The 26,387-nt window shown below is 54.4% G+C and carries 28 protein-coding genes and 1 other annotated feature; of the genes, 26 read left to right on the forward strand and 2 right to left on the reverse strand.

The features are described from left to right. The first annotated feature begins 28 nt into the window (after positions 1-28). The 5 genes from ABE504_RS12435 (at position 29) to ABE504_RS12455 (ending at position 3,330) form a co-directional block, all read left to right on the forward strand. Positions 29-355 carry an L-rhamnose mutarotase gene (locus tag ABE504_RS12435; RefSeq protein WP_430088583.1) on the forward strand — a complete coding sequence of 109 codons (327 nt, stop codon included), beginning with the start codon at positions 29-31 and terminating at the stop codon, positions 353-355. A gap of 197 nt (positions 356-552) precedes the next feature. Beyond that, positions 553-1,479, forward strand: a complete 927-nt coding sequence (locus ABE504_RS12440) for a prenyltransferase (protein ID WP_430088585.1) — start codon at positions 553-555, stop codon at positions 1,477-1,479. 36 nt (positions 1,480-1,515) lie between these two features. Continuing rightward, a complete protein-coding gene (locus ABE504_RS12445; RefSeq protein WP_430088586.1) occupies positions 1,516-2,244 on the forward strand; it encodes a DUF6081 family protein in 729 nt (242 codons plus the stop codon). Between the two features lie 150 nt (positions 2,245-2,394). Continuing rightward, the gene (locus ABE504_RS12450; RefSeq protein WP_430088588.1) at positions 2,395-3,153 is read left to right on the forward strand and encodes a C1 family peptidase; all 759 of its coding nucleotides are present in this window, start codon (positions 2,395-2,397) and stop codon (positions 3,151-3,153) included. A 36-nt stretch (positions 3,154-3,189) separates the two neighbouring features. Beyond that, positions 3,190-3,330, forward strand: a complete 141-nt coding sequence (locus tag ABE504_RS12455) for an N-acetylmuramoyl-L-alanine amidase (RefSeq protein ID WP_430088590.1) — start codon at positions 3,190-3,192, stop codon at positions 3,328-3,330. A 160-nt stretch (positions 3,331-3,490) separates the two neighbouring features. Here the strand turns inward: ABE504_RS12455 and ABE504_RS12460 are convergent, their stop codons facing one another. Then, complete coding sequence (locus ABE504_RS12460) at positions 3,491-3,697, reverse strand: DUF1657 domain-containing protein (protein ID WP_126142435.1); 207 nt, start codon at positions 3,695-3,697, stop codon at positions 3,491-3,493. Between the two features lie 177 nt (positions 3,698-3,874). On the opposite strand from ABE504_RS12460, the gene ABE504_RS12465 reads away from it, so the two are divergent. The 18 genes from ABE504_RS12465 to leuS all read left to right on the forward strand — a co-directional run bounded on the left by ABE504_RS12465 (position 3,875) and on the right by leuS (position 21,177). After that, positions 3,875-4,735: a DUF421 domain-containing protein gene (locus ABE504_RS12465; protein WP_430088592.1), complete on the forward strand. Its 861-nt coding sequence runs from the start codon at positions 3,875-3,877 to the stop codon at positions 4,733-4,735. A gap of 25 nt (positions 4,736-4,760) precedes the next feature. Next, positions 4,761-5,234 carry a stage V sporulation protein AC gene (gene spoVAC, locus ABE504_RS12470; protein ID WP_430088594.1) on the forward strand — a complete coding sequence of 158 codons (474 nt, stop codon included), beginning with the start codon at positions 4,761-4,763 and terminating at the stop codon, positions 5,232-5,234. 7 nt (positions 5,235-5,241) lie between these two features. Continuing rightward, positions 5,242-6,261 (forward strand): stage V sporulation protein AD, encoded by a 1,020-nt coding sequence (spoVAD, locus tag ABE504_RS12475; protein WP_430088596.1) that lies wholly within the window; start codon positions 5,242-5,244, stop codon positions 6,259-6,261. Then, complete coding sequence (gene spoVAE, locus ABE504_RS12480) at positions 6,258-6,608, forward strand: stage V sporulation protein AE (RefSeq protein WP_430088598.1); 351 nt, start codon at positions 6,258-6,260, stop codon at positions 6,606-6,608. Before spoVAD ends, spoVAE begins: the two co-directional genes overlap by 4 nt. Positions 6,609-6,877: 269 nt before the next feature. After that, the gene (locus tag ABE504_RS12485) at positions 6,878-7,837 is read left to right on the forward strand and encodes an AAA family ATPase (RefSeq protein ID WP_430088600.1); all 960 of its coding nucleotides are present in this window, start codon (positions 6,878-6,880) and stop codon (positions 7,835-7,837) included. A gap of 4 nt (positions 7,838-7,841) precedes the next feature. Beyond that, positions 7,842-9,128 (forward strand): DUF58 domain-containing protein, encoded by a 1,287-nt coding sequence (locus tag ABE504_RS12490; protein ID WP_430088601.1) that lies wholly within the window; start codon positions 7,842-7,844, stop codon positions 9,126-9,128. After that, positions 9,121-11,358 carry a transglutaminase TgpA family protein gene (locus tag ABE504_RS12495; RefSeq protein WP_430088603.1) on the forward strand — a complete coding sequence of 746 codons (2,238 nt, stop codon included), beginning with the start codon at positions 9,121-9,123 and terminating at the stop codon, positions 11,356-11,358. The genes ABE504_RS12490 and ABE504_RS12495 overlap by 8 nt, the downstream gene beginning before the upstream one ends. A gap of 60 nt (positions 11,359-11,418) precedes the next feature. After that, positions 11,419-12,195 carry an alpha/beta hydrolase gene (locus tag ABE504_RS12500; RefSeq protein ID WP_430088605.1) on the forward strand — a complete coding sequence of 259 codons (777 nt, stop codon included), beginning with the start codon at positions 11,419-11,421 and terminating at the stop codon, positions 12,193-12,195. A gap of 90 nt (positions 12,196-12,285) precedes the next feature. After that, the gene (locus ABE504_RS12505; RefSeq protein ID WP_430088607.1) at positions 12,286-12,780 is read left to right on the forward strand and encodes a YqeG family HAD IIIA-type phosphatase; all 495 of its coding nucleotides are present in this window, start codon (positions 12,286-12,288) and stop codon (positions 12,778-12,780) included. 9 nt (positions 12,781-12,789) lie between these two features. Beyond that, positions 12,790-13,905 carry a ribosome biogenesis GTPase YqeH gene (yqeH, locus tag ABE504_RS12510; RefSeq protein WP_430088609.1) on the forward strand — a complete coding sequence of 372 codons (1,116 nt, stop codon included), beginning with the start codon at positions 12,790-12,792 and terminating at the stop codon, positions 13,903-13,905. A gap of 24 nt (positions 13,906-13,929) precedes the next feature. Further along, positions 13,930-14,793, forward strand: coding sequence for a shikimate dehydrogenase (gene aroE / locus ABE504_RS12515; protein WP_430088611.1), 864 nt, complete (start codon positions 13,930-13,932; stop codon positions 14,791-14,793). A 20-nt stretch (positions 14,794-14,813) separates the two neighbouring features. Further along, complete coding sequence (yhbY, locus tag ABE504_RS12520; protein ID WP_430088613.1) at positions 14,814-15,107, forward strand: ribosome assembly RNA-binding protein YhbY; 294 nt, start codon at positions 14,814-14,816, stop codon at positions 15,105-15,107. Positions 15,108-15,179: 72 nt separating this feature from the next. Next, positions 15,180-15,767 carry a nicotinate-nucleotide adenylyltransferase gene (locus tag ABE504_RS12525; protein WP_430088615.1) on the forward strand — a complete coding sequence of 196 codons (588 nt, stop codon included), beginning with the start codon at positions 15,180-15,182 and terminating at the stop codon, positions 15,765-15,767. Beyond that, entirely contained in the window at positions 15,757-16,323 is a 567-nt protein-coding gene (yqeK, locus tag ABE504_RS12530; RefSeq protein WP_430088617.1) for a bis(5'-nucleosyl)-tetraphosphatase (symmetrical) YqeK, read from the forward strand. Before ABE504_RS12525 ends, yqeK begins: the two co-directional genes overlap by 11 nt. A 17-nt stretch (positions 16,324-16,340) precedes the next feature. Further along, positions 16,341-16,688, forward strand: a complete 348-nt coding sequence (rsfS, locus tag ABE504_RS12535) for a ribosome silencing factor (RefSeq protein WP_430088619.1) — start codon at positions 16,341-16,343, stop codon at positions 16,686-16,688. Beyond that, entirely contained in the window at positions 16,685-17,575 is an 891-nt protein-coding gene (locus ABE504_RS12540) for a CvfB family protein (protein ID WP_430088621.1), read from the forward strand. The genes rsfS and ABE504_RS12540 overlap by 4 nt, the downstream gene beginning before the upstream one ends. Before the next feature lies 1 nt (position 17,576). After that, positions 17,577-18,338, forward strand: a complete 762-nt coding sequence (locus ABE504_RS12545) for a class I SAM-dependent DNA methyltransferase (RefSeq protein ID WP_430088623.1) — start codon at positions 17,577-17,579, stop codon at positions 18,336-18,338. Positions 18,339-18,405: 67 nt separating this feature from the next. Then, positions 18,406-18,643 (forward strand) — a binding site (T-box leader). 74 nt (positions 18,644-18,717) lie between these two features. After that, a complete protein-coding gene (gene leuS, locus ABE504_RS12550; protein WP_430088625.1) occupies positions 18,718-21,177 on the forward strand; it encodes a leucine--tRNA ligase in 2,460 nt (819 codons plus the stop codon). Positions 21,178-21,250: 73 nt separating this feature from the next. Here leuS and comER read toward each other — a convergent pair whose 3' ends face one another. Further along, positions 21,251-22,078, reverse strand: a complete 828-nt coding sequence (gene comER, locus ABE504_RS12555) for a late competence protein ComER (RefSeq protein WP_430088627.1) — start codon at positions 22,076-22,078, stop codon at positions 21,251-21,253. Positions 22,079-22,211: 133 nt separating this feature from the next. On the opposite strand from comER, the gene ABE504_RS12560 reads away from it, so the two are divergent. From ABE504_RS12560 to ABE504_RS12570, 3 genes are all read left to right on the forward strand, one after another. Then, positions 22,212-22,772, forward strand: coding sequence for a helix-hairpin-helix domain-containing protein (locus tag ABE504_RS12560; protein WP_430088629.1), 561 nt, complete (start codon positions 22,212-22,214; stop codon positions 22,770-22,772). Positions 22,773-22,853: 81 nt separating this feature from the next. Next, on the forward strand, positions 22,854-23,366 hold the full coding sequence (locus tag ABE504_RS12565; protein WP_430088631.1) for a deoxycytidylate deaminase: 513 nt from the start codon (positions 22,854-22,856) through the stop codon (positions 23,364-23,366). Positions 23,367-23,475: 109 nt separating this feature from the next. Continuing rightward, positions 23,476-26,103, forward strand: coding sequence for a DNA internalization-related competence protein ComEC/Rec2 (locus ABE504_RS12570; RefSeq protein WP_430088632.1), 2,628 nt, complete (start codon positions 23,476-23,478; stop codon positions 26,101-26,103). Positions 26,104-26,387 lie beyond the last annotated feature (284 nt).

Below are 26,387 nucleotides of genomic sequence, written 5' to 3' on the forward strand. Positions count from 1 at the left end.
TTCCACAACGCCAAGGAGGCAATTCTCAATGAAGAACAGCGGTAAATTCGCTTGGACATGGACAATTAAGGAGGACGTGCTGGACGAGTACGTTCGCATGCATTTGGAGCCTTGGCCGGAAATTATGGAAGAGCATAGCAAAGCGGGGATCCGCGACTACTCGATCTTCCAGAACGGCAATCAATTTTTCTATGTGTTCCACTGTGACGATTTGGATAAAGCTTTTGCCTACCTCGCGGAAAGCGAAGCTTGCAACCGCTGGAATGCGATTACGTCCAAGATGGTCGTCGGCTCCTTCGACTTCCGCGAAGCGGTGCCGATTACGCCGATGCGCGAAGTTTTTTATCTGGAGTAGAATTTCAATATGGAAGAAGTCAAGAATGTCGGATGCGTTCCGGCATTCTTTTTGCTGCTGTCAGCTTCCTCCAGACGAGGGACCGCATGGTGCATAGGGAAACCTTCTGTACTTGCCGGCCGATTTCGATTGGGATAACATGAGGGCATAGGCGGTAGATTCGTAGAGTAATAGATGAATAGAAAGGAGAGTGAGCGATGAATAATTGGACATTATTCATGAAGCTTTCGCGGTTTCGGGTCATTCCTGTCATGGTGATTCCCGTTCTGTTAGGCGGCCTCGGCGCGCTGGTATGGAACGATACGTTTCATCCATGGCTTTTTGTTGTGACGATCATCGGGGCGGTGGCCGCGCATTTATTTTCCAATATGATTAACGATTTATGGGATTTCCGCAACGGTATTGATACAGCGGCCAAAGAAACTGCGTCGACGATTTCCACGAATTCCGGATTTCTAGCCAACGGTACAATCAAGGAGAGAACGTTTAGCCTTGTGACCTGGGGGCTTTTTGCGATTGCCCTGGTGAGCGGTGTAGTGCTGAGCCTGTTCAGCGGCTGGTTGGTGCTGCTGTTCGGCGCATTAGGCGGGTTGATCGCTTACTTCTACGTCGCGCCGCCGATTAAATTCGGCTACCGCGGCAAAGGCTATAGCGAGATTGCGATTTTGCTGTCGTTCGGCATTTTGCCGACATTGGGCAGCTACTACGTGCAGACGAGTCAAGTTGATTTTCGGCCGATTATCCTGTCATTGCCCATCGGGCTGCTGACTACGTTGATTTTGTTTAATCATCATTTCTTACACTGGAGAGCCGATCAATCCGCAGGCAAAAAGACGCTGGTCGTCGTCTGGGGCGAACGGCGGGCGCTCTGGTTCAGCAAAGCGCTGTTTGCCCTGTCGTATATCGCATTGATCGTATGCGTAATTGCCGGGGTCTTCCCTTATTATGCGCTGTTGGCTCTGCTGTCAGCCATTCCGATTTACCGGGTGTACACGTTATTGAAAGCCGAAAATCCATCTCCCGCGTATCTTCCGCTGATGGGCGCTTCGGTGAAAGCCTCGACGCGAGGCGGCGTCATCATGATGCTTTCGCTTATTGTGCAGGCGATTATTCAGCGGCTCTAGTCAGAGCCGACTACTTGCAAAGTGAGGTACACTACCATGAGCAGACAATTTACCATTGGTGATTTTCATACCATTTTAGATGAGGGCGAAGTTTGGAAAATCGGCGGCTTCCCGCTGCCGGACGGCTCTTTCTGGGAGTTCAGAGAACCGAATGCGACGGTCATTGTGCGTAATAACACGCTGTACGCCCGTGCGCAGCTAAGCCGCAAAAACGATTATGTGCAGTTTCTCGACAATGCCAAGCATATGTACTACTCGGCGAAAGAAGTGGATGTGCCGGAGAACGGAGAGATATCGTTCGAATTGCAAATTCGCGCCCGCACGACGGGGACGACCCCTGGCGATCTGTATGACGGCTTCGTGTCGCTGAACTTGCTTGATTTTACGACCGGCGCGGCACTGGATTTCTTCGCCGGCAACGATAAATACGCCAGCGTGTATGCGGTGCTGCCGTTCCCAGGCGTGCAGGTGCCGGAGACGAATAAAACGCGTTATTTCTGCATTTTCAAAGAAGACACAAACTTCATGCCGCGCGAATTCAACACGTACCGCATTACGTACAACCGAGCCGCTGATGAAGTTGTTTTCTTCGTCAACGATGAAGAAGTGCGCCGCGAGCGAAATGTGCCGATCAAGTTCAACCGATTCACGGTAGCGCTCGGCATCATGACAGAGAAAGACTTGACCCCGGAAGGCAGCGTCTCGCTGCACGGTCAAACCGTCATCGGCGAATGGTCGCCGGTCACGGTTACGATTACGGAATAACGGTAACCCGCGTTGATTTATTCAAAAGAGTCCCTTCGCTTTTATTAAGCGGATGGGCTCTTTTTGTCAAGCAGGCAAACGCACCTGACCGCCTATGGGTGAATACACTGAAGTACGCTGGTTCGCCAGCTCCATAGGAGGAAAGAAACGATGCGCAAATATACAGTCAGACGGGATTCCCGCGATTTCCGAGACCTTTCTTTCCGCAGTGTTACGTACGTTCGTGAGTCGCAGCTGCCTAAACGGGTCGATTTACGCGGCGATATGCCCCCAGTTGTGAATCAGGGCGCGCTCGGCTCCTGTACGTCGAACGCGATCGTGTCCGGGCTTCGGGAGTTTTGGCTGCGCAAAGATCAGGGAACTTCGACACGCCTATCCCGGTTGTTCCACTATTGGCATGAACGTGAACTGGAGAACACGGTCATGCAGGATTCCGGGGCGACGATTCGCGACGGTATGAAAGTGCTTCATAAGACAGGTGTATGTCCAGAGCGGATATGGCCGTACCAGATCGCCAAGTTTCGCGAAGAGCCTTCGCCGGAGGCGGAAGGGTCGGCAGATTATTACCGGATCGACGGCTACCACCGGATTCACGATCTGGCCGGGATCAAAGCGGCGCTCGCGGAAGGCAATCCCGTTGTCTTCGGGATCTGGATCTACAGCTCGTTTACAGGCAAGACCGCCCGTACGACGGGGAAAGTTCCTCTGCCCAACCGTCGAACCGACAAGCTGCTAGGCGGACATGCGTTGTTAGCCGTCGGTTACCGGGAAGGCAAACGGAAAGGCGAGGGTTACATCATTGCCCGCAACTCCTGGGGGAAAGCGTGGGGCGATCAGGGCTATTGCTACATCCCGTATGCTTTTTTCCGCAGCAGCAAACTGACTTTCGATTATTGGACCGGCAAATAATGGCCGGGGAACCCCATCCATAGGAGGCAAAATACCATGCTAAGTGTAGAGGATGCCAATGTGATCATCTCTTTTTTGTCCGCGGCGTACTTCGCAACTGACGACCCGGAGGCGCGGGAGGAGTTTCATCGGTTGGCAAACGAGGTTAGAAAGGCGTCGGGTCAACAACCCGAGTAATTTTATGGGAAACGAGGGGCGGCTATGCCACTGCAACAGGAGCAACTGATGCTTCTCATTTTAATTTTGTTCGTGCTGTTGGTGTTTATCTTATGTTTGTTGTTCTTGTGAAGAAAAGCCGGCTGCGGTTCGCAGTCGGCTTTTCCATGTAAGGCTTCTGTTAGAAGCCTTTATATTGCGGCTCTTCATTCTCAAGCTGCTGCACACGAGAGGAAACCTGATTTACGATTTCCTGCGTCGAAGCGGCGGCATTCTGATAGAGCTGTTTGGCTTCCTGGTTTTGCGTGCTCAGCGCAAAGGTCTCAAGGCTGGCTTGCGCACTTTTGAGGGAAGCGAGTGTCGTTTTTACTTGGGAAGCTACAGTCATGGGTTGCACCTCTTCGTTTAGTTTTATTGTGGCCTGCAGTAAGAGTGCCGCTACTTACGATACCCGAAGTGTAAATTGATTATCATAACAAATAAATCCAGTCCGTTTTCCTGATAGCCGCCGCCGATTTAGCACATAATGTGAAGGCTGGAAGAGGACAAAAGGAGGCCAAGCACGATGCCGGATTGGATACATATCGTCATTCGGGCGTTTTCCACGCTTGTCATTCTATTTGCGTTGACACGCGTATTGGGAAAAAAGCAAATCTCACAGCTGACATTTTTTGAATATGTGATCGGCATTACGCTGGGGGATTTGGCGGGCGCCATCTCAACCGATGTAGAAACGAATTATTCGCATGGCATTATTGCCATTCTGGTGTGGTGCCTCGTCCCATTCGGATTGGAATTGCTGGCAATGAAAAGCAAAACGCTGCGCAACTGGATCGAGGGCAAAGGCCGGGTTGTCATTAAAGACGGCAAGATTCTGGAGGACAATCTGAAGAAGGAACGATATACGGGCGACGAGCTGATGGAGCAACTGCGGACGAAAAATATTTTCCGCGTCGCCGATGTCGAATTCGCGATGCTTGAGTCCAGCGGCGACCTGAGCGTTCTGCTCAAGAGCGATCTTCAGCCGTTGACTCCGAAGCATCTGGACATGAAGCTGCCGATCGAGAAGCCGACGCATGCCGTGATTTTGGACGGTGTGATTCAGCTGGAGCCGCTTGCCGCTGCCGGGAAGAGTAAGGGCTGGCTGATGACCGAGCTGAAGAAGATGGGCATTCCGGTAGAAAATGTGTTCCTTGCCCAAGTGGACACGCATGGCGATCTGACCGTCGATCTGTTCGACGATAAAATTCAGGTGCCCGAGCCGACACAGCGGCCGATGCTGCTGGCGACGCTGAAGAAGTGTGAGGCTGATCTCGAGCTGTTTGCGATGACAACGAAAGATACGGAAGCCAAGCTTATGTACGAGGCAAGCTCCGCCAGACTGACGGAGGTCATTCAGAGCGTGAAGGTACTGTTGAAAGCATAAAGTTACAGGGATTGGAGTGGGCCATATGGCAAATCAGAAAAAGAAAAATTTGACCATGACGCAGCAGGAATACCAACAGCTGGCGAAAGCGCAGGAACCGAAGCGGCCGGTCGTCAAAAACTGCTTCCGTGCATTTCTCGTCGGCGGCACGATCTGCCTGATCGGGGAATGCTTCATGCAAATGTACATCAAATGGTTCGGCTTTACGGAGAAAACGGCGGGCAACCCGACCGTAGCAAGCTTGATCATTATTGCCGTCATTCTGACTAGCTTTGGCGTTTACGACAAAATCGCCCAGTGGGCCGGCGCGGGGTCTGCGGTTCCGGTTACCGGCTTTGCCAATTCGCTGTGCTCCGCAGCGATCGAACATCGTGCGGAAGGCATTGTACTCGGGATAGGCGGCAATATGTTCAAGTTAGCCGGTTCGGTGATCGTGTTCGGCACGGTCGCCGCTTTCTTCGTCGGGATCGCGCATCTAATCTTTATGGGCGGGAGCTGAGGCACGTATGCTAAAAGGGCATCAAAGCTGGGAGTTCAAATCGCGGCCGGTTATTTTGTCCACCGGCACTGTTGTCGGTCCCGACGAGGGCGAAGGTCCGCTGAGCGAGGACTTTGACATTGTGCACGGCGATCTGACCCTTGGTCAGAAGACGTGGGAAAAAGCCGAGAAGGCACTGCTCGAGGAAGCCGCGCAGCGCGCGCTGGCGAAGGCCGGGCTGACGGACGGCCAGATCCAGTTCTATGTTGGAGGCGATCTGATGAATCAGATCATCTCCAACACATTCGCGGTGCGCACGCTGAATATGCCGTACATCGGCATTTTCGGAGCGTGCTCCACCTCGATGGAAGGGCTGGCGATCGCGTCCCAGCTCATCGATTCCGGCGCCGCCAATTACATTATGGCGGGCACCTGCTCTCATAACTGCACGGCGGAGAAGCAGTTTCGGTATCCGACGGAGTACGGCTCGCAGAAGCCGCCGACGGCGCAGTACACGGTCACGGGGGCGGGCGTCGCCTTGCTGGGCAAATCAGGCGACGGGCCCGTCGTGACCGCCGCTACGATCGGTCGGATCGTTGATATGGGGATCACCGATCCGTTCAACATGGGCGCAGCGATGGCGCCCGCCGCGGTCGATACGATCCAGACCCACTGCCGCGAGTTGGACCGGGATCCATCGTATTACGATTTGATCATTACCGGCGATCTCGCAGCGGTTGGCACGAGCATTGCGCGAGAACTGTTTCATAAGCACAGTTTCCCGATCGACCAGACGACCTACAGCGACTGCGGACTTCTGATTTTCGACCGCGAGAAACAGAACGTCCAGGCCGGCGGGAGCGGCTGCGGCTGCTCGGCGACCGTCACCTACGGCCACTTGCTGAAGCGAATGGCTGCCGGGGAGCTGAAGCGGATTCTTGTCGTGGCGACCGGCGCCTTGCTGTCTCCGCTGTCATTCCAGCAAGGCGAAAGCATTCCGTGTATCGCACATGCCGTTGCGATTGAGTCAGGAGGGCTGTACGCATGAATTTTGTATGGGCTTTTTTAATTGGGGGCGCAATCTGCATCGTGGGCCAGCTGCTTATGGATGTGGGCAAATTGACGCCGGCACATACGATGAGCACGCTCGTTGTCATCGGCGCGATCTTGGACGGCTGCAATCTGTACGATCCGTTCATTGAGTTCGCCGGCGCCGGCGCCACCGTGCCGATCACGAGCTTCGGCAACGCGCTCGTGCACGGCGCTTTGGAGGAGCTGCATAAAGACGGCTATATAGGCATTATCACCGGGATTTTTAAAGTCACTTCGGCGGGGATTTCCGCAGCGATTATTTTTTCTTTTATCGCCGCGGTGTTGACGAAGCCGAAGGGATAAGAGGCACAGGAAGAGAAGGGCAGGCCGCAGGCTTGTCCTATTTTTTATGCCCTTGTAACAATCCCGTAACGCACATGGTGTATATTTAAACAAAGAACTTTAGAGGATTTACAAGTATACGCCAGAAAAACTTTCTTGTACACTAGAAATGTATATGTTTTCCTCATTTTTCTGACAAATCCTCGGTTTTACGATCTTCCGTTTATATTCGTTTCTGGCAACGCTTACTCATATAAGTGGGCGCAGCATATCCCGAAGGAGGAACCACGATGGAAACTGCCACTCATCATCATGTAGAAGAAATAGCCCGCCTTAAAGCCAATTTGGAATCGTGCATATTAGGCAAAAGCGCAGAGATTGAGCTGCTGCTCACCGCGATGCTGGCAGGCGGCCACGTGCTGCTCGAAGACGTTCCCGGCACAGGCAAGACCGTACTGATCAAATCACTCGCCCGTTCGATGAACGGCATTTTCCGGCGCATCCAATGCAACCCGGATTTACTGCCTTCCGATATTACCGGTGTTTCCATCTATCATCCCAAAGAAGAGAAGTTCTTGTTCCGTCCGGGCCCGATCATGACGAATATTCTGCTCGTTGACGAAATCAACCGCGCCACGACCAAAACGCAATCCGCGCTGCTTGAAGCGATGGAGGAGCATCACGTCACGGTGGACGGCGACGTATTCGATCTTCCCGCGCCATTCATTATGCTCGCGACGCAGAACCCGATCGATTTTGAAGGCACGTACACGCTGCCGGAAGCGCAGTTGGACCGTTTTATGATCAAGCTCAGTCTGGGCTATCCAAGCGAAGCGGCGGAAAAGGCGATGATCGCCTTTGGGCGGAGCGCCCATCCGATGGAAGCGCTGCAGCCGATTCTCGATAGCGAGCGCATGCTCCACATTCAAGATCAAGTCCGCCATGTGCATATGGATGATGCGGTAGCCGATTATTTGGTGACGCTAACGCGCAAAACGCGTGAGCACGCCTCCGTGCTGCTCGGAGCAAGCCCGCGGGCGACGCTTTCCCTCGTAATGGCTTCCAAGGCGTTCGCCTACTTGCACGGCAGAGACTACGTCATTCCGGACGATATAAAATATTTGGCGCCGTTTGTGCTCAGCCACCGGATTATTCTTCATCCGGAAGCCCGGATGGACGGAGCGACCGTCCCTTCGGTGTTGGCCAAAATTTTTGAGCAGGTCCGCGTTCCGGTAAGAATGGAGAAGTGAGCCTATGAAGCGACCCGTTCTATTGCGATTCGGGGAGCGTCCCCGGCTGCCTGCGGCTTTGTGGTTTCTGATCACGTTATTTACCATTACCTTGTTCTTCCTGCTGTTTCAAGGCGGTAAGCTCGCTTCGATGCTCTTTATTATTATGCTGCTGTTATCGGTCTACTTGCTCTCCGGCTATTGGAGCGGCATTCGGCGCTCGCAAGGGACGCGCAAGCTGACGGTGCAGGGCTCCGAAGCCAAGGTGGAGGCGGGCAGCATGCTCGACATCCGCATCTCCGTGCAAATTCCCGGCGTCTGGCCGATTCCATATGTGCTTCTCAAGGATCGTTTGATCCGCGCAAACGGCGACGAGTCGGTGTTTGAAGGTTCGATTGTGCCGGACTGGAAGCGCCGGGGCGAGTTCCATTATTTAACCCCTCCGCTGCGCAGAGGCAACTATCGGTTCGATGCGACGGAGTGCTTGACGGAGGATATTTTCGGCTTCTTCCAGCATAAAGGGCGGTTGGAAATGCAGGAACCGATTACGGTTTATCCGCAGACGGTGGCGATTCGGGAATGGGCGCAGTTCCATCACATGCTGAAAGGGATGCAGCATCATTCCACGTCGACCCGGTCGCATCGGGAAACGACGCAAATTAACGGTGTTCGGGAATATATTTACGGCGACCGGCTGTCCCGCATTCACTGGAATGCGACGGCGAAGACCGGCACATGGAAGTCCAAGGAGTTCGAACGGGAATCGCTGCCCAAAACGATTGTCGTGCTCGATCGGACGTCGCGTTCCTATCGGGACGCGATGCAGTTCGAGCTGGCGGTGTCGATCGCGGCTTCGATTTTCCGTTTCGGCATAGGGCGCGAGCTGGCGCTCGGGCTCCTCTCGCCGGGCAAAACGTTTACGTACTATGAGCCGAAAATGAGTCAGCACCAGCATACGGAGATTGTGAATCATTTGGTCGGTGTGGAGGCCGACGGCTTCCAGTCCTTGTCGCAGATGATTAAGGAGCGTTCACGCGAATGGCCGCAAGGCTGCTTCTTCGTCCTTATTTCCCCGTCCAAGGGGGGGCCGATGCTGCAAATCCTGAAGCAGCTCGAGCTTATGGGTGTGAATCCTTGCCATATCTGGGTCGACGGTGGCGGCACACAGCCGCTTAAACCGCTGAATGGGCCGACTGCACCGGCGCATGAAGATTGGGTCAAAGCCGTTCGCGCACTCGGTTATATGGCTTACGAGGTCAATCAACTCGCCGATCTCCCTGAGCAATTGGGAGGGGTGAAGCGATATGCCTAACGTATGGTGGAGTCGGTGGGTGTTCTACGATTGGGCTAAGCGGATGTCCGCTGTGCTCGTGGCGATCTTTCTCTATCAGTTTGTCATCTGGATTATGAAAGAAGACGGCGTGTGGCTGCCGCAAACCGTCACCTATGTGACGACGACGCTGGCGCTGACGGCGGCTTCGTATTTTATTCCCAAGCTGCGCGAGTCCTGGCGTATTCTTATCCAGTTCGTATCGATTGCACTCCTGCATGGAATCGGAATGGGGTATCATTTTGTACCGCTGAAGCTGACAACGTGGAATAGCGTGCTGCGGTTCATTGGTCTGAATGCCGGTCAATTAGAGCCTTACATTTGGTTCAGCTTGTCCGCTTGGCTCATTTATTTATTCACGATCTGGTCCGTGCAATCGCGGTATCGCATCGTCGTCCTCATTTTTGTATCGGTATTATTTTTCGCGGTTCGCGATTCGTTCTCGACGATTTTTTTGTGGCCGCAGGTCGCCGTCGTGCTGTTGTGCGGCTTCATGCTGCTCATTATCAAACATTTTACGCATCTCAAAATGCGGGCGCCCAGCATCTGGGAGACGATCTCGGACTATCCGTCCTCGTTTCTCGTGCCCATTGTGCTGCTGATCTGCGTCGTTGGGATTGTAGGGTATTTTGCCCCGACAATTAATCCGATTCTGACCGATCCGTACACCGCATGGAAGGTGAGCAACGGCGAGACGGTGCCGCAGCTTGGCAAAGGCATCTCCACGACGGCGACGGGCTCTACGGCCGACGCGTCTTCCGGCTATAGCCGGGACGACAGCCATCTGGGCGGCGGCTTCCGCTACGATTACACACCGGTGATGACGGTGGAATCGAGCAAAAGAACGTACTTCCGCGGAGAAACCCGTTCGTTGTATAATGGCAAAGGCTGGGAGCTTAGCCCGGTGGAGAGGAAGCTCCCGATCTTTCGGGTGAATGTGAACGCTTTGCAGCCTGACGCAAGATTCAATACGTCGCTGCTTAAGACTAAAGAAGTGACGCAAAGCATCGTCATGGAACGCCAGGAGGCTTTCCCCGTTTTGTTCGGCGGCTTTGCGATACAGAAAGTGGAAGAAATCAATAGCGGCGAGAACCCGTTTCAGCGTGTGCTGTGGTCACCGCGTCAAAGCGAGCTGCGCTTTATGGGCCGAGGAGGCTACCCGCAAAATTACAAGCTGCTCGTTCAGGAGCCTATTATTGAAGAAGACGGGCTGAGAGCGGTGCAGGAGGATTATACTGGTCAGCCGGAATGGGCGGAATACTTGCAGGTGCCTGCTGATCTGCCAGAGCGCGTCAAGCAGCTTGCGGTCGACATCACGAAAAACGCGACGAATGGATACGACAAAGCGAAAGCGATTGAGGCATATTTATCGACACACTACCCTTACACAAACACACCGGATGAGTCGAAAGCGAAAAGCAAAGATTTTGTCGACCGCTTCCTGTTCGAAATCAAACAGGGATACTGCGATTATTACTCGACCGCAATGGCCGTATTGACCCGCTCGATCGGGCTGCCGACGCGCTGGGTGAAGGGTTACTCGTCGGGGACATCGTCCGCCATTGACGAAATGCAAGAACAAGGCATCCTAAGTCAGCTCGGGGCGAGCGTCGATCTGGACGGCGCAGCCACGTATACGGTTCGCAACTCCGACGCCCACTCGTGGGTCGAGGTTTATTTTGAAGGGTATGGCTGGATTTCCTTCGAGCCGACATCCGGATTTACACTGCCGAATGCGTTTCCGGAGGCGGCGCCGGTTGTGGAAGATCTGACGACGGATACAGACACGCCGGATATTACGGAAACGGCAGCCGAGTCGGGCGGCTTGAACTGGCTCTGGTGGACACTTGGCGGCATCGCCGCCGCTGCCGTGATCGGTGCAGGCGCATTTCTGGGCCTCCGCAGCGAAGCATGGCGCGCTTTCCGGGCACGACGTAGAAAGATTCAAGTCGTCAATTTCAATCAGAAAATTGTGGTGGAGTTTGAGCGATGGCTCCGAACCTCCCGCCGTAGAGGCTACACCCGTCTGGAGCATGAGACGCTGCGCGAAGCGACGACCCGTTGGAGCGAGCAGAGCAAGTGGCTGAAGAACGAGCTCGAGCTACTGCTGGAACTGTTCGAGAAGGCGAAGTACAGCCAACGGGCAGCGACGGAAGTCGATTATCAGACTGCCAGCGATTTGATTACCCGTGTGAAACAACAAATGAAATAACGACGACGAGCCACTCGCCTTTACTGGGGGTGGTTTCGAACTGAGAGGAGATTATTTGTCATGGCTTTTTTTGATTGTCACTTTCACTCCGACGCGCTTGGCGTCGCCGCTACAATGAACGTTATTTTACCGCAGCCGTCCACGAGTCAAATCGGAATGGCGGCGCAGAAACACGGGGCGAAGCACCCGACGCTGCTGCTGCTCCACGGCTTGTCCGACGACCACTCCATCTGGATGCGCCGAACATCGATTGAGCGCTACGCCTCCAAGCATGGCATTGCGGTCGTCATGCCTGCGGTAAACCGGAGCTTTTATACAGATATGGCGTATGGGCCAAAGTATTGGACGTTCATCAGCGAGGAACTGCCGGCGATTGCGCGCTCGTTCTTTCCGCTGGCGGAAGAGCGCGAGCTCAACTATGTAGCGGGCCTTTCCATGGGCGGCTATGGAGCTTTGAAGCTGGCGCTGAGCCATCCGGATCGCTATGCGGCAGCAGCGAGCTTGTCCGGCGTGGTCGACATCGCCAATCGGATGCAAGCTTTTCCGCAGGATGCGAAGCTGATCTTCGGGGAAGGCGCTGAGCTTCGAGGCACAGCCAGCGATTTGTTCCACCTTGCGGAGCAGATGGTGAGCTCCTCGCAGCCTGCACCGCAGATTTATCAGATTTGCGGTACGGAAGACTTTTTATATGAAGACAACGTGCGGTTCAGCGACTATTTGCGCTCGATCGGATTGGAAGCGAAGTACGAGGAAGAGCCGGGCCAGCATGAATGGGGATTCTGGGATCGTCATATTCAGAACGTCCTGGATTGGCTGCCGCTTCCAAACCGCGCGTAGTGGGAAAATATGTTCTTTTCTTTTTGCAACAATGGTGTCTCTATGGTATAGTTTCACGTATATCTCAAGGAAGTCGTGGAGGGAAAAGGTTTGCTGAATAAGCTAGTGCCCAGACAATCGGTGGGGACGATTTATGACATCGATGCCGATCATTTATGGAGCTTCGGAATACGGGGCATCATTACGGATCTTGACAATACGCTCGTCGGTGCACGCGATCCTCATGCGACGCCGGAGCTGATCGAGTGGTTAGCGCGCATGCAAAAAATCGGCTTCAAAGTTGTGATTGTATCGAATAATCACAAGCTGCGCGTATCGACCTTCGCGGAGCCGCTAGGTATGCCGTTTATTTACCGGGCGAAGAAGCCGACGAACGCTTCGTTTACGAAAGCGATGAGGCTGCTCGGCACGAATGCCCGCCAGACGGCTGTGATCGGCGATCAGATGCTGACCGACGTACTGGGCGGCAATCGGATGGGGCTTTATACCATTCTGGTACAGCCGATTTCCCGGCAGGATGAGGGTGTGTTCACCCGTGTGAACCGCCTGATTGAGAAATGGGCCATCGCCAGGATGAAGAAATAGGGAGGATTCATGACGGAAAGAGTAGACTTACATTGTGTGGGCTGCGGCGTTGGACTGCAGGCGGAGGATAAAACCAAGCTGGGGTTTATCCCGGAGGCGGCACTGCAGAAAGAGCCGTTGATTTGCCAGCGCTGCTATCGGATTAAACATTATAACGAATCGTCGAGCATCACACTGCAGCAGGACGATTTTCTGAAGCTTCTGGGGCATATCGGACAAACGAAGGCGCTCGTGGTCAAAATTGTCGATATTTTCGATTTTGAAGGCAGCATGATTTCGTCGCTTGCTCGCTTTGTCGGCTCGAATCCCGTGCTGCTTGTTGTCAACAAGATCGACTTGCTGCCGAAGGTGACGAATGCGAACAAAATCATTAACTGGGTGCAGCGCAGAGTCAAGGAAGCGAACTTGCGTGTTGTCGACATCGTCTTGTGCAGCGCGAAAAAGAATATCGGCTTCGACCGCGTCATTTCGTCGGTTGCTGAACACCGCGGCAACATGGACGTTTATGTTGTCGGTGCAACGAACGTGGGCAAATCGACATTGATTAATCGTCTGATTCGCGATTACAGCGATTTGGAGGCGGAGCTTACGACGTCTCAGTATCCGGGCACGACGCTGGATCTCGTCAAAATTCCGCTGGACGACGGCCATTACATCATTGATACGCCGGGCATTGTGTATCCGCATAGACTGACGGAAGTCGTGAAAAAGCGAGATCTTGGCCCGCTCATGCCGGACAAGCCGCTCAAGCCGATGGTGTTCCAGCTGAACGAGGCGCAGACGTTGTTTTTCGGCGCGCTCGCGCGGTTTGATTTTGTGCGCGGCGAACACCAGTCGTTTACGTGCTATACGTCGAACGCGATTCAGATTCACCGCACGAAGCTAGAGAAGGCAGATGCGCTCTATGAAGAGCATAAAGGCGTCATGTTGACTCCGCCGGGGAAAGCGGATCTGGATGAACTGCCGGCGCTTGTGAAGACGCCGCTTAACGTACCGAAGGGCAAGTCTTTTGACGTGCTCATTTCCGGGCTCGGCTGGATCAAGCTCAACAGCATGGCGGGGGCTCAGCTTGCTGTCCATGCGCCGAAAGGCGTTAAAGTGATTTTGCGTGAAGCTTTGATTTAGTGCGATAGGGGGAAACGCAGCAACATGGAGAAGAAGAACCGGACGATCGACAGTCATACGATTTTATATGGCGTCTTCGGGGATCCTATTCGGCATTCCCGTTCGCCGATTATGCTGAACCGCGCGTTTGAGGAAGCGGAAATGAACAGTATGTACGCGGCTTTTCACGTGAAGCCGGAGGAGCTTGGCGAGGCGATTCGCGGCATCCGGGCGCTCGGCTTTCGCGGTGTCAATGTGACGATTCCGCATAAAGTCGACGTCATGAACTATATGGACGAGATTGACGAAGGCGCGCGCATCGTTGGCGCAGTCAACACGGTCGTGAACGAGAACGGCCGCCTGATCGGCTACAATACCGACGGCATCGGGTATGTGCGCTCGTTGAAAGAAGAGACCGGCATCGACCTCAAGGGGCAAAAGGTGCTCGTGCTAGGCGCTGGCGGCGCCGCGCGCGGTGTAGCCTATGCGCTGGCGAAGGAAGGCGCGGGCACGATTTATATCGCGAACCGCACCAAGGAGCGGGCTGTCGAGCTGGCGGCCACCATCAGCGCATTCACGACCACGATTGCGGTCGGTATGGATGAGCTGGAGGACGTTGTGGACGAGGTGGCGTTCGTGCTGAACACCACATCCGCGGGGATGCATCCGCATGTGGAGGACGTGCCGATGCCAGTCGGTTTGCTGCGCCCGCATCATCTCGTGAGCGATCTGATTTACAATCCGCGCATCACGCGTTTTCTGCGGGAAGCGGAAGCGATCGGCGCGCGCATTCACGGCGGGCTCGGGATGTTTATTTATCAAGGCGCGTACGCCTTTGAGTATTGGACGGGCAAGCCTGCACCTGTTGAGGCAATGAGACAGGTTGTAGAACAGTCATTAGCTGAATAAGAATGAATAGAGGGACTTCCATGTTATCAGGCAAACAGAAAAGATATTTGCGCTCGCTTGCGCATCATGTTGATCCGATTTTTCAAGTAGGCAAGGGCGGCATTAACGATCATTTGATCCGTCACATTCAGGAAGCGCTCGAAGTGCGCGAGTTGATTAAAGTGACCGTGCTCAACAACAGCGGGGAAGACCGTCAAGAGGTTGGTGCTGAATTGTCGGAGAAAGCCGACGCGGAGCTGGTTCAGGTGATCGGTAAAATCGTCGTGCTGTACAAAGAATCGAAAGATAAGAAAAAGATCGAACTTCCGGTGTAAGACTATAAGTGAGTGTTCAAAAAGTCGGGTTTTCAGATGACTTTTTGAACTTCCTCTATAAGAGGTGGACATATGCGTATCGGAATTATGGGAGGCACCTTCGATCCGATTCATACGGGTCATTTAATCGCCGCGGAGCGCGCAAGGGTGGAAGCAGGCTTGGACGAAATCTGGCTCATGCCTGCGAATGTGCCGCCGCATAAGCCGAACAAGCCGAGGGCGACAAGCCTTCAGCGGTGGGAGATGGTTGGTCTCGCCGCGGAAGGTAACCCATTTTTTCGGGGGATCGATATCGAAATTCACAAAGGCGGCGTATCTTATAGTATCGATACGATCGAGCTTCTCCAGCGGCAGTATCCCGAGCACGAATTCGCGTATATCATCGGAGCAGACATGGTCGAATATTTGCCGCAGTGGCATCGCATCGATGACATCGTGCGGCTAATTCATTTTATCGGACTCGCAAGGCCGGGCTATTCGCTCGATCTGAACGAGCTGCCGGAGGCGATTCGGACGCGCGTCCAGCTGGTGCCGATGCCGATGGTGGAAATCTCTTCGACCGCGATTCGCAAGTACCGCGCTGAGCAGGCGTCGGTGCGATATCTCGTGCCGGATAAGGTGCTTCAGTACATGGAGGTGAACCGGCTGTATGAATCGTGAGGCTTTGATTGCTGCGGTCAAAGAGCAAATGCCGGAGCGCCGCTGGCTCCATACGCTGGGCGTGATGGAGACGAGCGTGATGCTGGCCGAGCGTTTCGGCGGCGACGCCGAGAAGGCGGATTTGGCAGCTATTTTACACGATTATTGCAAATATTGGCCCGTACAAGAGCAAGCTAAGATTATCCGTGAGAACGGCTTGCCGCAGGACCTGCTGGACTTTGACAAAGAACTGTGGCATTCGCATGCCGGGGCGTTCATCGCCCAGTCCCAGTTCGGGATCGACGACGAAGAGGTGTTGGATGCCATCCGATACCATACGTCGGGCCGCGAGAACATGACGCTGCTCGATAAAATCGTCTGTCTTGCCGATTACATGGAACCTGGGCGCGATTTTCCCGGCGTGGATAACATTCGCGAACTGGCGAAGACGAGCTTGGAGCAGGCGCTCATTGCTGGCTTCGATTCCACGATCTCGTTCCTGTTAGCCAAAGGAAAGCGGATTTATCCGCTGACCGTCTTAACGCGCAACGATTTGCTGCAACAAATACAATCCTAACTTTGGAGGATGATTGAATGAGTAAAACCCCGGAAGAAGTGCTAGCTTTTGTTGTCAATGCGGTGGAAGATAAAAAGGCGATGGACATTGTCACGCTTGATTTGAACGGCATCTCGTTGATCGCCGATTATTTCGTTATCTGCCACGGGAACTCGGAGACGCAAGTACAGGCGATTGCCACTGAAGCTAGAAAAAAAGCACACGAGTACGGCGTGAATATCCGTAGCTATGAAGGCATCGACACCGCGAGATGGGTGCTGCTCGATCTTGGGGACGTTGTGCTGCATGTGTTCCACCGCGACGACCGCTCCTACTATAACATTGAGAGACTTTGGTCTGACGCCAAGGTTGTGGAGCGCGTATGAGAGTGGAAGCAGGCTCCCTCGTTACGATAGACGTAGCGAGGGAAGTTTCGCCTAACGGCTATTTTCTGAATGATGGGTATCAGGACTATCTGCTGCCCTATGCCGAGATCGTCGGCCGCATCAAAGTTGGGGACAAGGTGGAGGTATTCCTCTTCCACGATACGCAGGATCGCATGATGGCGACGATGAAGCGTCCGAAGCTCGTCATGGGCGAAGTCGGGCTGCTTGAGGTCGTGGACATTCATCCGCGGTTCGGTTATTTCCTCGAAATGGGGCTCGGCCGACATCTCCTGCTGCCGTACCGTCAGGTGCCGGAGATGGATGAGCTACGTCCACTGGCGGGAGACAAAGTGTATGTAACACTGGCTCACGACCGCCAAGGCCGCCTGATTGCAAAGATGGCACTGGAGGACGATCTTGCTCCTCTTTGCGTGCGTGCGCCTTCCTCCTGGCAGCACCAATGGGTGAAAGCTCGTGTGTATCGTCCGCTTCAGATGGGCACATTCGTCATTTGCGATGCGGGTGTGCTTGGCTTTGGCGTCATCGGGCTGATCGCGCCAACCGAGCGGACAAGGCTTCTGCGCGCCGGCGAGGAAGTGGATGTAAGAGTCGCCTACGTAAGGGAAGACGGCCGCGTGAACCTGTCGATGCGCCAGCCGAAGGAGAAAGGCCGCGACGACGATGCTGAGGTGATTCTCGCCTTTTTGCGGGAGCGTCCTGGCCATGCCATGCCATTCTCGGACAAGACGTCGGCCGATCTCATCCAGAGCCGCTTCGGTCTCAGTAAATCCGCCTTCAAACGGGCGCTGGGCAAGCTGATGAAGGACGGCCTTGTGTACCAAGAGGATGATTGGACGTACATGAAGCAAGAGGAGACGCAGGAGTAAGATGAGCTACGAACAATTCGCGTATACATATGACCGCTTGATGGAAAGCATGCCGTATGAAGACTGGCAGCGCTTCTTGCTGGAAAGCTTCGAGCGCTTCGGCGTCAAGCCGTCCACGATCGTTGATTTGGGCTGCGGCACCGGCACGCTCAGCATTCCTTTGGCGCGGCTCGGTTACCAGGTGACGGGTATCGACTTGTCTGAAGACATGCTCGCGGTCGCCGAGCACAAGGCGTCGGAGATCTTGAGCGGCGCACGCGCGGGATCAGTGCGCTGGCTGCAGCAGGATGTGTGTGAATGGGAGCTCGAGGAGCCTGTCGATGCGGCGTATTCCTTCTGCGACACGCTTAACTATGTGCTGGAGAAGGAAGAGATCGCCGAGGCGTTCCGCCAAACCTATGCGGGGCTCAAGCCCGGCGGCTTGTTCGTCTTCGACGTGCATACGCCGGAGCAGTTGTTTGCGTACGCGGAGGCGCAGCCGTTTTATCTGAACGAGGACGATGTCGCGTACATCTGGACGAGCGAGCTCGACGAGGAGCGCGTGCAGATTACGCATGACTTGACGATTTTCGTGAAAGCGGAGGGCAAGTCAGGCATGTTCCGCCGGATCGACGAAACGCATGAACAGCGCGCGTACCCGCTGGCGTGGCTGGAGCAGACGCTGCGTAAGGCAGGCTTCAGCGAGGTGCACATGGCGGCTGATTTTACGTGGGAAACGCCGACACTGCAGACGGAGCGAGCCTTCTTTATCGCGAAGAAATAAGGATGGGCCTGTCCGCGGCTTGACAGTTCGGCATTATTTTACATATAATCATACCTAATTAGGTTGCATAAGCGCATTGATGAGGATCAGTATCAGGAAGAGCGTCTTCCAGAGAGCCGGCAGGGGTGGAACCCGGCAGACCGCGAACTTGAGAACTCGCCTCGGAGCCAGAAGGTGAACCGTTTCGGACTTGCGAAGCGTTAGCCGGATCGTCACCCCCGCGTTAAGGGGAAGAGTGAACACAGACAAAGCCTGTCTGCTGTTAACTAGGGTGGTACCACGGGAATAGACCTCTCGTCCCTAGCGAAATCCGCTAGGGATGGGAGGTTTTTTGGCGTGAATGGAACAGATTAGAGTCAGCTATTGGAGGTCGTGTAACATGACGCAGGAATTGAAAGAAACAAGAGAACAGCAAGGCTACAATCCGCAAGCGATTGAGCCGAAATGGCAGAAAATTTGGGATGACAAGAAGACGTTCAAGGTGCTGGAAAACTCGGATAAGCCGAAGTTTTACGCCCTGGATATGTTCCCTTATCCGTCCGGCGCGGGCCTCCACGTAGGTCACCCGGAAGGCTACACCGCAACTGACATCGTTTCCCGTTTCAAACGGATGAGAGGCTTCAACGTGCTTCACCCAATGGGCTGGGACGCATTCGGTTTGCCGGCTGAGCAGTACGCGTTGGATACAGGAAATGACCCACGTGAGTTTACGAAGAAAAATATCGACACGTTCCGTCGTCAAATCAAATCGTTGGGCTTTTCGTACGACTGGGATCGTGAGGTTTCCACGACCGATCCGGAGTACTACAAATGGACGCAGTGGATTTTCATTCAACTGTACAATAAAGGCCTGGCTTATGTAGACGAGGTGCCGGTGAACTGGTGTCCGGCTTTGGGCACGGTGCTGGCAAACGAGGAAGTTATCGACGGTTTGAGCGAGCGCGGCGGCCATCCGGTTATCCGAAAGCCGATGCGTCAATGGATTTTGAGAATTACGGAATATGCGGAGCGTTTGCTGGAGGATTTGGAAGAGCTGGACTGGTCCGAAAGCATCAAGGATATGCAGCGCAACTGGATCGGCAAATCGACGGGCGCGGAAGTTACTTTTGCGATCGACGGACATGCGGACCAAGCGTTGACGGTGTTTACGACGCGTCCAGATACGCTGTTTGGAGCGACGTACTGCGTGCTTGCGCCGGAGCATGAGCTGGTGAAGGTCATTACGACGGCGGTCCAAGCGGACGCGGTGCAAGAGTATCAAGAGAAAGCATCCCGCAAGAGCGATCTTGAGCGTACGGATTTGGCGAAAGACAAAACCGGGGTCTTCACGGGCGCATACGCGGTAAATCCTGTGAATGGCGAGAAAGTGCCGGTCTGGATCGCGGACTATGTGCTTGGCGGCTACGGTACAGGTGCCATCATGGCGGTTCCGGGTCACGACCAACGCGACTGGGAGTTTGCAAAACAGTTCGACCTGCCGATCATTCAGGTGGTTGAGGGCGGGGATTTGTCCAAAGAAGCATACGCTGGTGACGGCGCGCACGTGAATTCGGGCCCGATCAATGGTTTGAACATTGAGCAAGGCATCAAGCATATGATCGAATGGCTGGAGCAAAACGGGAAAGGCCGCGGCAAAGTGACGTACCGTTTGAGAGACTGGCTGTTCAGCCGTCAACGTTATTGGGGCGAACCGATTCCGATTCTTCACCTGGAAGACGGCACGATGAAGCCGGTTCCTGTGGATCAGCTGCCGCTGCTGCTGCCTGAGGTTGATGAAATCAAGCCGTCCGGTACAGGCGAATCTCCGCTGGCGAACGTCAGTGAGTGGGTGAACACCATCGATCCGGAAACGGGCATGAAAGCCCGCCGCGAAACGAACACAATGCCGCAATGGGCGGGAAGCTGCTGGTACTACCTGCGCTTTATCGATCCGCACAACGACCAGGCGTTCTGCTCGCACGAGAAGCAGCAGCAATGGCTGCCTGTAGATTTATACATCGGCGGCGCCGAGCATGCCGTGCTTCACTTGTTGTATGCGCGTTTCTGGCATAAAGTGCTGTACGATCTGGGCTTTGTAGCGACGAAAGAGCCGTTCCACAAGCTGGTCAATCAAGGCATGATTCTCGGTGAGAACATGGAGAAAATGAGTAAATCCCGCGGCAACGTCGTAAATCCCGATGACATCGTCAGCAATCAAGGCGCCGACACGTTACGCATGTACGAAATGTTCATGGGGCCACTCGAAGCGACGAAGCCTTGGAATACGACCGGCGTAGACGGTATTTTCCGCTTCCTGGGCCGTGTATGGCGCTTGTTCGTCGATGATAACGGTCAAGTGCACAGCAAGATATCCGCGGACGAAACGCTTGGCAGCGATACGTTCAAACGCACATGGCACCGGTCGATCAAAAAGATTACCGAAGACTACGAAGGTCTGCGCTTCAACACCGCAATTTCGCAAATGATGATTTTCGTCAACGAAGCGTACAAAACCGAGCGTCTGCCGCTCGCCGCGATGAAAAACTTTGTGCAAATGCTGTCGCCGCTGGCGCCGCACTTGGCGGAAGAGCTGTGGGAGAAGCTGGGGGGAACAGAGTCGATCACCTACGAGCCTTGGCCAATGTATGATGAGGCTTGGACCGTCGACAATGAAATCGAAATCGTCGTGCAGATCAACGGCAAAATCGTGGATCGCGTCATGATTTCCAAAGATACGGACGAAGCCGAGATGGAGAAGATCGCGTTTGATCTCGACAAAGTCAAAGAAGCGACCGCCGGAAAGGCCGTTCGCAAGAAGATTGTTGTGAAAGGTAAGTTAGTGAACATTGTTGTAGGTTAATCGTTAGGGCGAACCGGAACGAGCCATGGCAACCCACAGCGAACCTTAAAGAAAAAGAAGAAACCCGAGAAGGCTACTTTTTGAGCGTAAAACTCTGCTCAGCCTTCTCGATGTCTTCTTCATATTTGGCATGCGTCGCGCAAATGACTTGAGAGAACACACCCGCAAGCTCTTTGTCCAGAATGCGCAAACCCTCCGCTGTAATCCCGCCGGGGACGGATACTCTTTTTTGCAGAGCCGCCGGTGTAAAGCCTCCCGTTGTTAGCAGTTTGCCTGTACCCAGCGTCATTTCGCTGGCAAGCAGCGTTGCTTCCTCCGCCGAAATACCTGTTTCTTCCACTGCAGCATCGATAAAAGCCTGAATGAAGCTGGCGAGAAAAGCCGGGCCGCAGCTCGATAAATCCGATGAGATTCTTGTATAGTTTTCCGATACCCGAATGGGTGTGGAGATGTGCGTAAAAATGTTTTCAAGCCATTCTTTGTCCTCCGGCTGCATCCGGTTGCCATGGATACAGAGCGTTGCACCGCTCAATACATAGTTCGTTATGCTTGGAATAATTTTACTTATTTTAGCTGGCAAAAGACCCTCCAAATGTTTGATTAAGACGGGGCTTGTGATCGAGATCAAATAGTGCGAGGAATGCACGTCCTCTTTGATTTCATCAATAACTTTCTTATATTCAGAGGGCTTTACACAAAGGAAAATAATATCGCTTTGCTGCACGATTTCTCTATTCGTCTCGGCTACTTGAAGACCAGGATACGTCTCCGCAAGCAGCTGGGCTTTGCGAATGGTACGATTGCCGGCAATAATTTGCTCCGGATTGAATGCCCCTGAATGAATGAACGCTTCAATCAGAATACTTCCCATACTCCCAGTACCGATGAATCCTGCTTTCATCAAGTTTTCCCTCCTGAATGATCAGTCTTTAGTCTCTCATTTCATTAGCGCAATAAGACGGCGTAAGGCCGTTTATCTTTGAGTATATGGCCCGGTTGAGGCGAATATGCCAAAAAGGCAGGTGATATGTCCATTGACGAAGGTTCAATTGGGGAAGCTGCTGCTGATCCCCGCTGTGCTTGGCTTTGTATTTGGGATCGTGATACCGTTTGTGCGAGGCGGTTCATCCGGCGGTTACACCGGGCTCATTCCACTGAACACACAGATGCAGGCGGCGCTGGTGGAGCAAACGGGAACGGCCGGGCAAAAGGCTGCGAACGAGACAAGGACGGCTGCCTCGCCTGCGGCAGGGGCGCTGAAGCCTGCGGGGGAGGCGAGATCTGAGGCGGAGCATGGGGCGACTCCTGCTGCGCAAGAAAAAGCGCCGCCTCCAACTTCGCCGGCTTCCGCTTCACCGTCTATACAACCGTCCCCGCAAAGTATTGCGCAATCGACTTTGCTGGATCTGAACACCGCAACGCTCGAACAGCTCGACAGCTTGCCTGGCGTTGGCCCGAGTAAGGCGAAGGCGATTCAGGATTATCGGAACCAAAAGGGGAAATTTAAGCGCCTGGAAGAGCTGAAAGAAGTGAAGGGCATCGGGGACAAAATTTTCGAGAAATTGCGGCCTTATCTTTATGTGGCTGATTCCTAGTAAATCTTTTCAACTGGTAGGAAATATGAGAGAATACGAGAAATAGCACAATTTGGCTAAACGGGTAAGGAGATAGAGAGAATGAGCGTACGGAAAGATTGGGATACCTACTTTTTGGATATAGCGTATATGGCGTCGACGCGTTCCAGATGCAACCGGAGACATGTTGGCGCGGTGCTGGTTCAGGGGAAAAAGCTGCTTGGCACCGCCTATAACGGAGCGCCGATGGGCGTTGCCGATTGTACGGAAGCAGGATGCATGCTGGTAGAGGAGATTGAGCTGAAAATGGTCGGCGAGACCGAAGAGGTCGTTCGGAAGCAGCGGTGTATCCGGACGATCCATGCGGAGCAGAACTTGCTGCTGTTCACGGATCGGGAGGACCGCGAGGGCTCGACAGTGTATGTGACGGATCAGCCTTGCTGGACGTGCGCCAATATGCTGGCGAACAGCGGCGTGACGGAGATTGTGTTCCACCGGGGGTATCCGAAGGATCAGGCCAAGGTCAGCGAATTGATGCAGGCACGAGGCATCGTCTTTCGGCAATTGGCGGGATATGAACCGCCTCCAGGTACGATGACGGATGTTGTGAATTAAATAACGGAGCAGGAAGCACCTCTCACTTGGCAGCCGATATACGGCGTGCCAGGGAGAGGTTTTTTTGTTGGCATGAGCGTTAGGGAGGTCCAATCAGAGGAGGGAAAAGATGAACAGACCAGTTGTTCTAGGATGCTGTCTGTGGATAACTGGGTACGTGCTGGCGATGGCCGTGCCCAGCCAGGCGGGAAGCTGGCTGATCAGCGCGGGGGGGCTGGCTGCGCTGATCGCCATGCATGTGCTGCGGCTGCCGGGGCGACAGCCGCTGAGCCTTGTCCTGCTGGTCGGGATCGCCTTCGGCTATTACCAGTGGAACGACCAGCGGAACGTGTCCGCGCTGCTGCCGCTCGCGCAGCAGCAGGCGAACCTGGACGGCAGCGAGGTCACGCTGCACGGCCGGTTCGCCAGCCCTGTCTCCGTCGACGGGGACAGGGCCAGCTTTACCCTGGAAGCGGCGTCCCTCCGCTTCCAGGACGACGCCGCTTTCCCGCTCGGCGGGGAAAGCGTGCAGGTCACGCTGCGCCTCGCGGAGCAGGCGCAGCAGAGCGTCGTCGCCGGCTGGCGCCGCGGCGACGCCGTGACGCTGGGCGGGGTGCTGCGCAGCCCCGCCTCGGCGCGCAACTTCGGCGGCTTCGACTACCGCCGATACTTGCGCCTGCACCATACCCACTGGCTGCTGACGGCCAGTGGGGTGGACCAGGCGCAGGTGCAGCCTGCGGCTGCGCGCATCAGCGCCGTGCAGCTGCTGCGATGGAACGATGCGCTGCGGGCTGCGCTCAGCGCGCGCATGGACCGCATCTTCCCGGCGGCTGAGCAGGCCGGGTTCATGAAAAGCATGCTGATCGGCTACACCGACGATCTGGACCCGGACCGCTTCCAGCAATTTTCCGAGCTGGGGCTGACGCATATTTTGGCCATCTCGGGCCTCAATGTGGCTGTATTCCTTGGCGCCGTCATCTGGGTGCTGCGCCGGTTCAAGCTGACGAAAGAAACGATTCTGCTCGTCTGCATCTGGCTGCTGCCCTGCTATATCCTCGTCACGGGAGCTTCGCCCTCCATTGTGCGGGCAGGGCTGATGTCCATGATCGCCTTGATCGCTGTGCGGAAAGGTGTCATGAAGGATGTACTGCACATCATGGCGATCGTCGCGGGGGCGATGCTGCTGTGGAATCCGTACTATGTGCTGGACGTTTCTTTCCAGCTTTCCTTTCTCGTCACGCTGGGGTTGATCGTTGGCGTTCAGCGCACCGGCAAGCTGCTCGAGCCGTGGATTCCCCACACAATGCTGCGCAATACCACTTCGATCACGCTCGTCTCCCAGCTCATTTCATTCCCAGTGTCGATCTATTATTTTAATCAATTTTCGCTCATTTCCTGGGCGGCGAACGCAGTCTTAGTGCCGATCATTTCGATGGTTGTGTTTCCGGCAGGGCTCGCGGCGCTGCTGATCGGCTTTCTGTATATGCCGGCAGGGAAAGCGATCGGTACGGGGATCGGCTGGTTGAATCAGGGGATTTTCCGGGTTACAGACTGGCTGCAAAGCTTTCAAGCCTACAAAACGATCTGGCCTACGCCCAGCTTGAGTTGGATGGCGGCTTATTACCTCTGCATGCTTGCGATTTATGCGCTGTGGCGGAGCGTCGCGGCGGCAGGGGAGCCTAAACCGCTCCTCACGTATGACAAGCGACGATGGAAACGCCATAGTTTCCGAGTATCCCCGATCACAGCGCTCCTTCTAAGCCTGAGTACATTCGCTCTTCTACTATGGATCGGCTACTCGCCGGATCGGTTTCACCGCAAGGGCAGTGTACAGTTTCTTGACGTTGGGCAGGGCGACGCGATTTTGATTCGAACGCCATACAATAAGCATTTGTTAATCGATGGTGGGGGAACGGTCACCTTCGGCAAACCGGGCGAGGCGTGGAAGCTCCGAAAAGACCCTTATGAAGTCGGTGCCAAGCTGCTCGTACCGCTGCTGAAAAAGAGAGGCGTTCATCAGCTCGATCTCCTTCTCCTGACGCATGAAGACGCGGATCACAGCGGCGGCCTGCAGGCGGTAGCGGAGCAAATCCCGATCAAGCAATTTCTGTTCAATGGTACGCTCAAGTCATCCCCAGGGATCGCTAAATTATTTGGCACGCTGCTTGCCGCGCATGTCCCCTTGATGCCCGCTGGTCTCGGAGACTGGCTTGTCATTGATCCGCAGACCCAGATGAAGATTCTGTATCCGCTGCAAACGATTCCGACCGATGTTAGTTTTGCAAGCGAGCAAAACGCTCTCTCCGTCGTCCTTCTGCTGGAGATGCAAGGCACGCGCTGGCTGTTTACCGGCGACATGGAAAAGGCGTCGGAAGCAGAGGTGTTGAGCTACTTGCGTGAGCATCCGGCAGACATGTGGGATTCACCCGCTACTGAAGGAGCTGAGCCCGCTAACGCATTTCGAACTGACGATGACGGCAGTACTATAACCACCACCGGGCGCAAAATCGACGTTTTAAAAGTCGCTCATCACGGCAGCAAAACGTCAACCACACCCGAATGGGTGGCGTTCTGGCAACCGGCGGCAGCGGTCATCTCAGTCGGAGAGAAGAATGTATATGGGCATCCCTCGCCGGACGTTGTCGGCCGTTTGGAAGACGAAGGCGCGCAGGTGTTTCGCACAGATCAAATGGGGGAAGTTCAAATGGAAATTGACATGCAGGGGATCAAATCGAGGACAAAATTTGGAGTAAAATGATCATTTTGATCGAATATGTAAAGGGAATTTTTGCATGTTTAGTGACAATGCTGTCAACATTACCTTGCAAACTTCGCTGTCTCGTTCTAAAGTAGAGAGAGCGCTTGTCAGATGGCAGCCTCGGTTGACGTCTCCTAGCTGGAGGCGCCCGGCCGGGGCTTTCCGCATTTTGGCCATCGTTATCATGAAACCAAATGACACTCTATGCGTCTAATACGTTGGTATGAAAATTTTTAAATAGTCTTGCAACCTTAGAAGACGAAGCCTCGTCTATAAGTGTGCAA

The organism is Paenibacillus oryzisoli, assembly GCF_050467285.1.
GTDB classification, from domain to species: Bacteria; Bacillota; Bacilli; order Paenibacillales; family NBRC-103111; genus Paenibacillus_E; species Paenibacillus_E oryzisoli_A.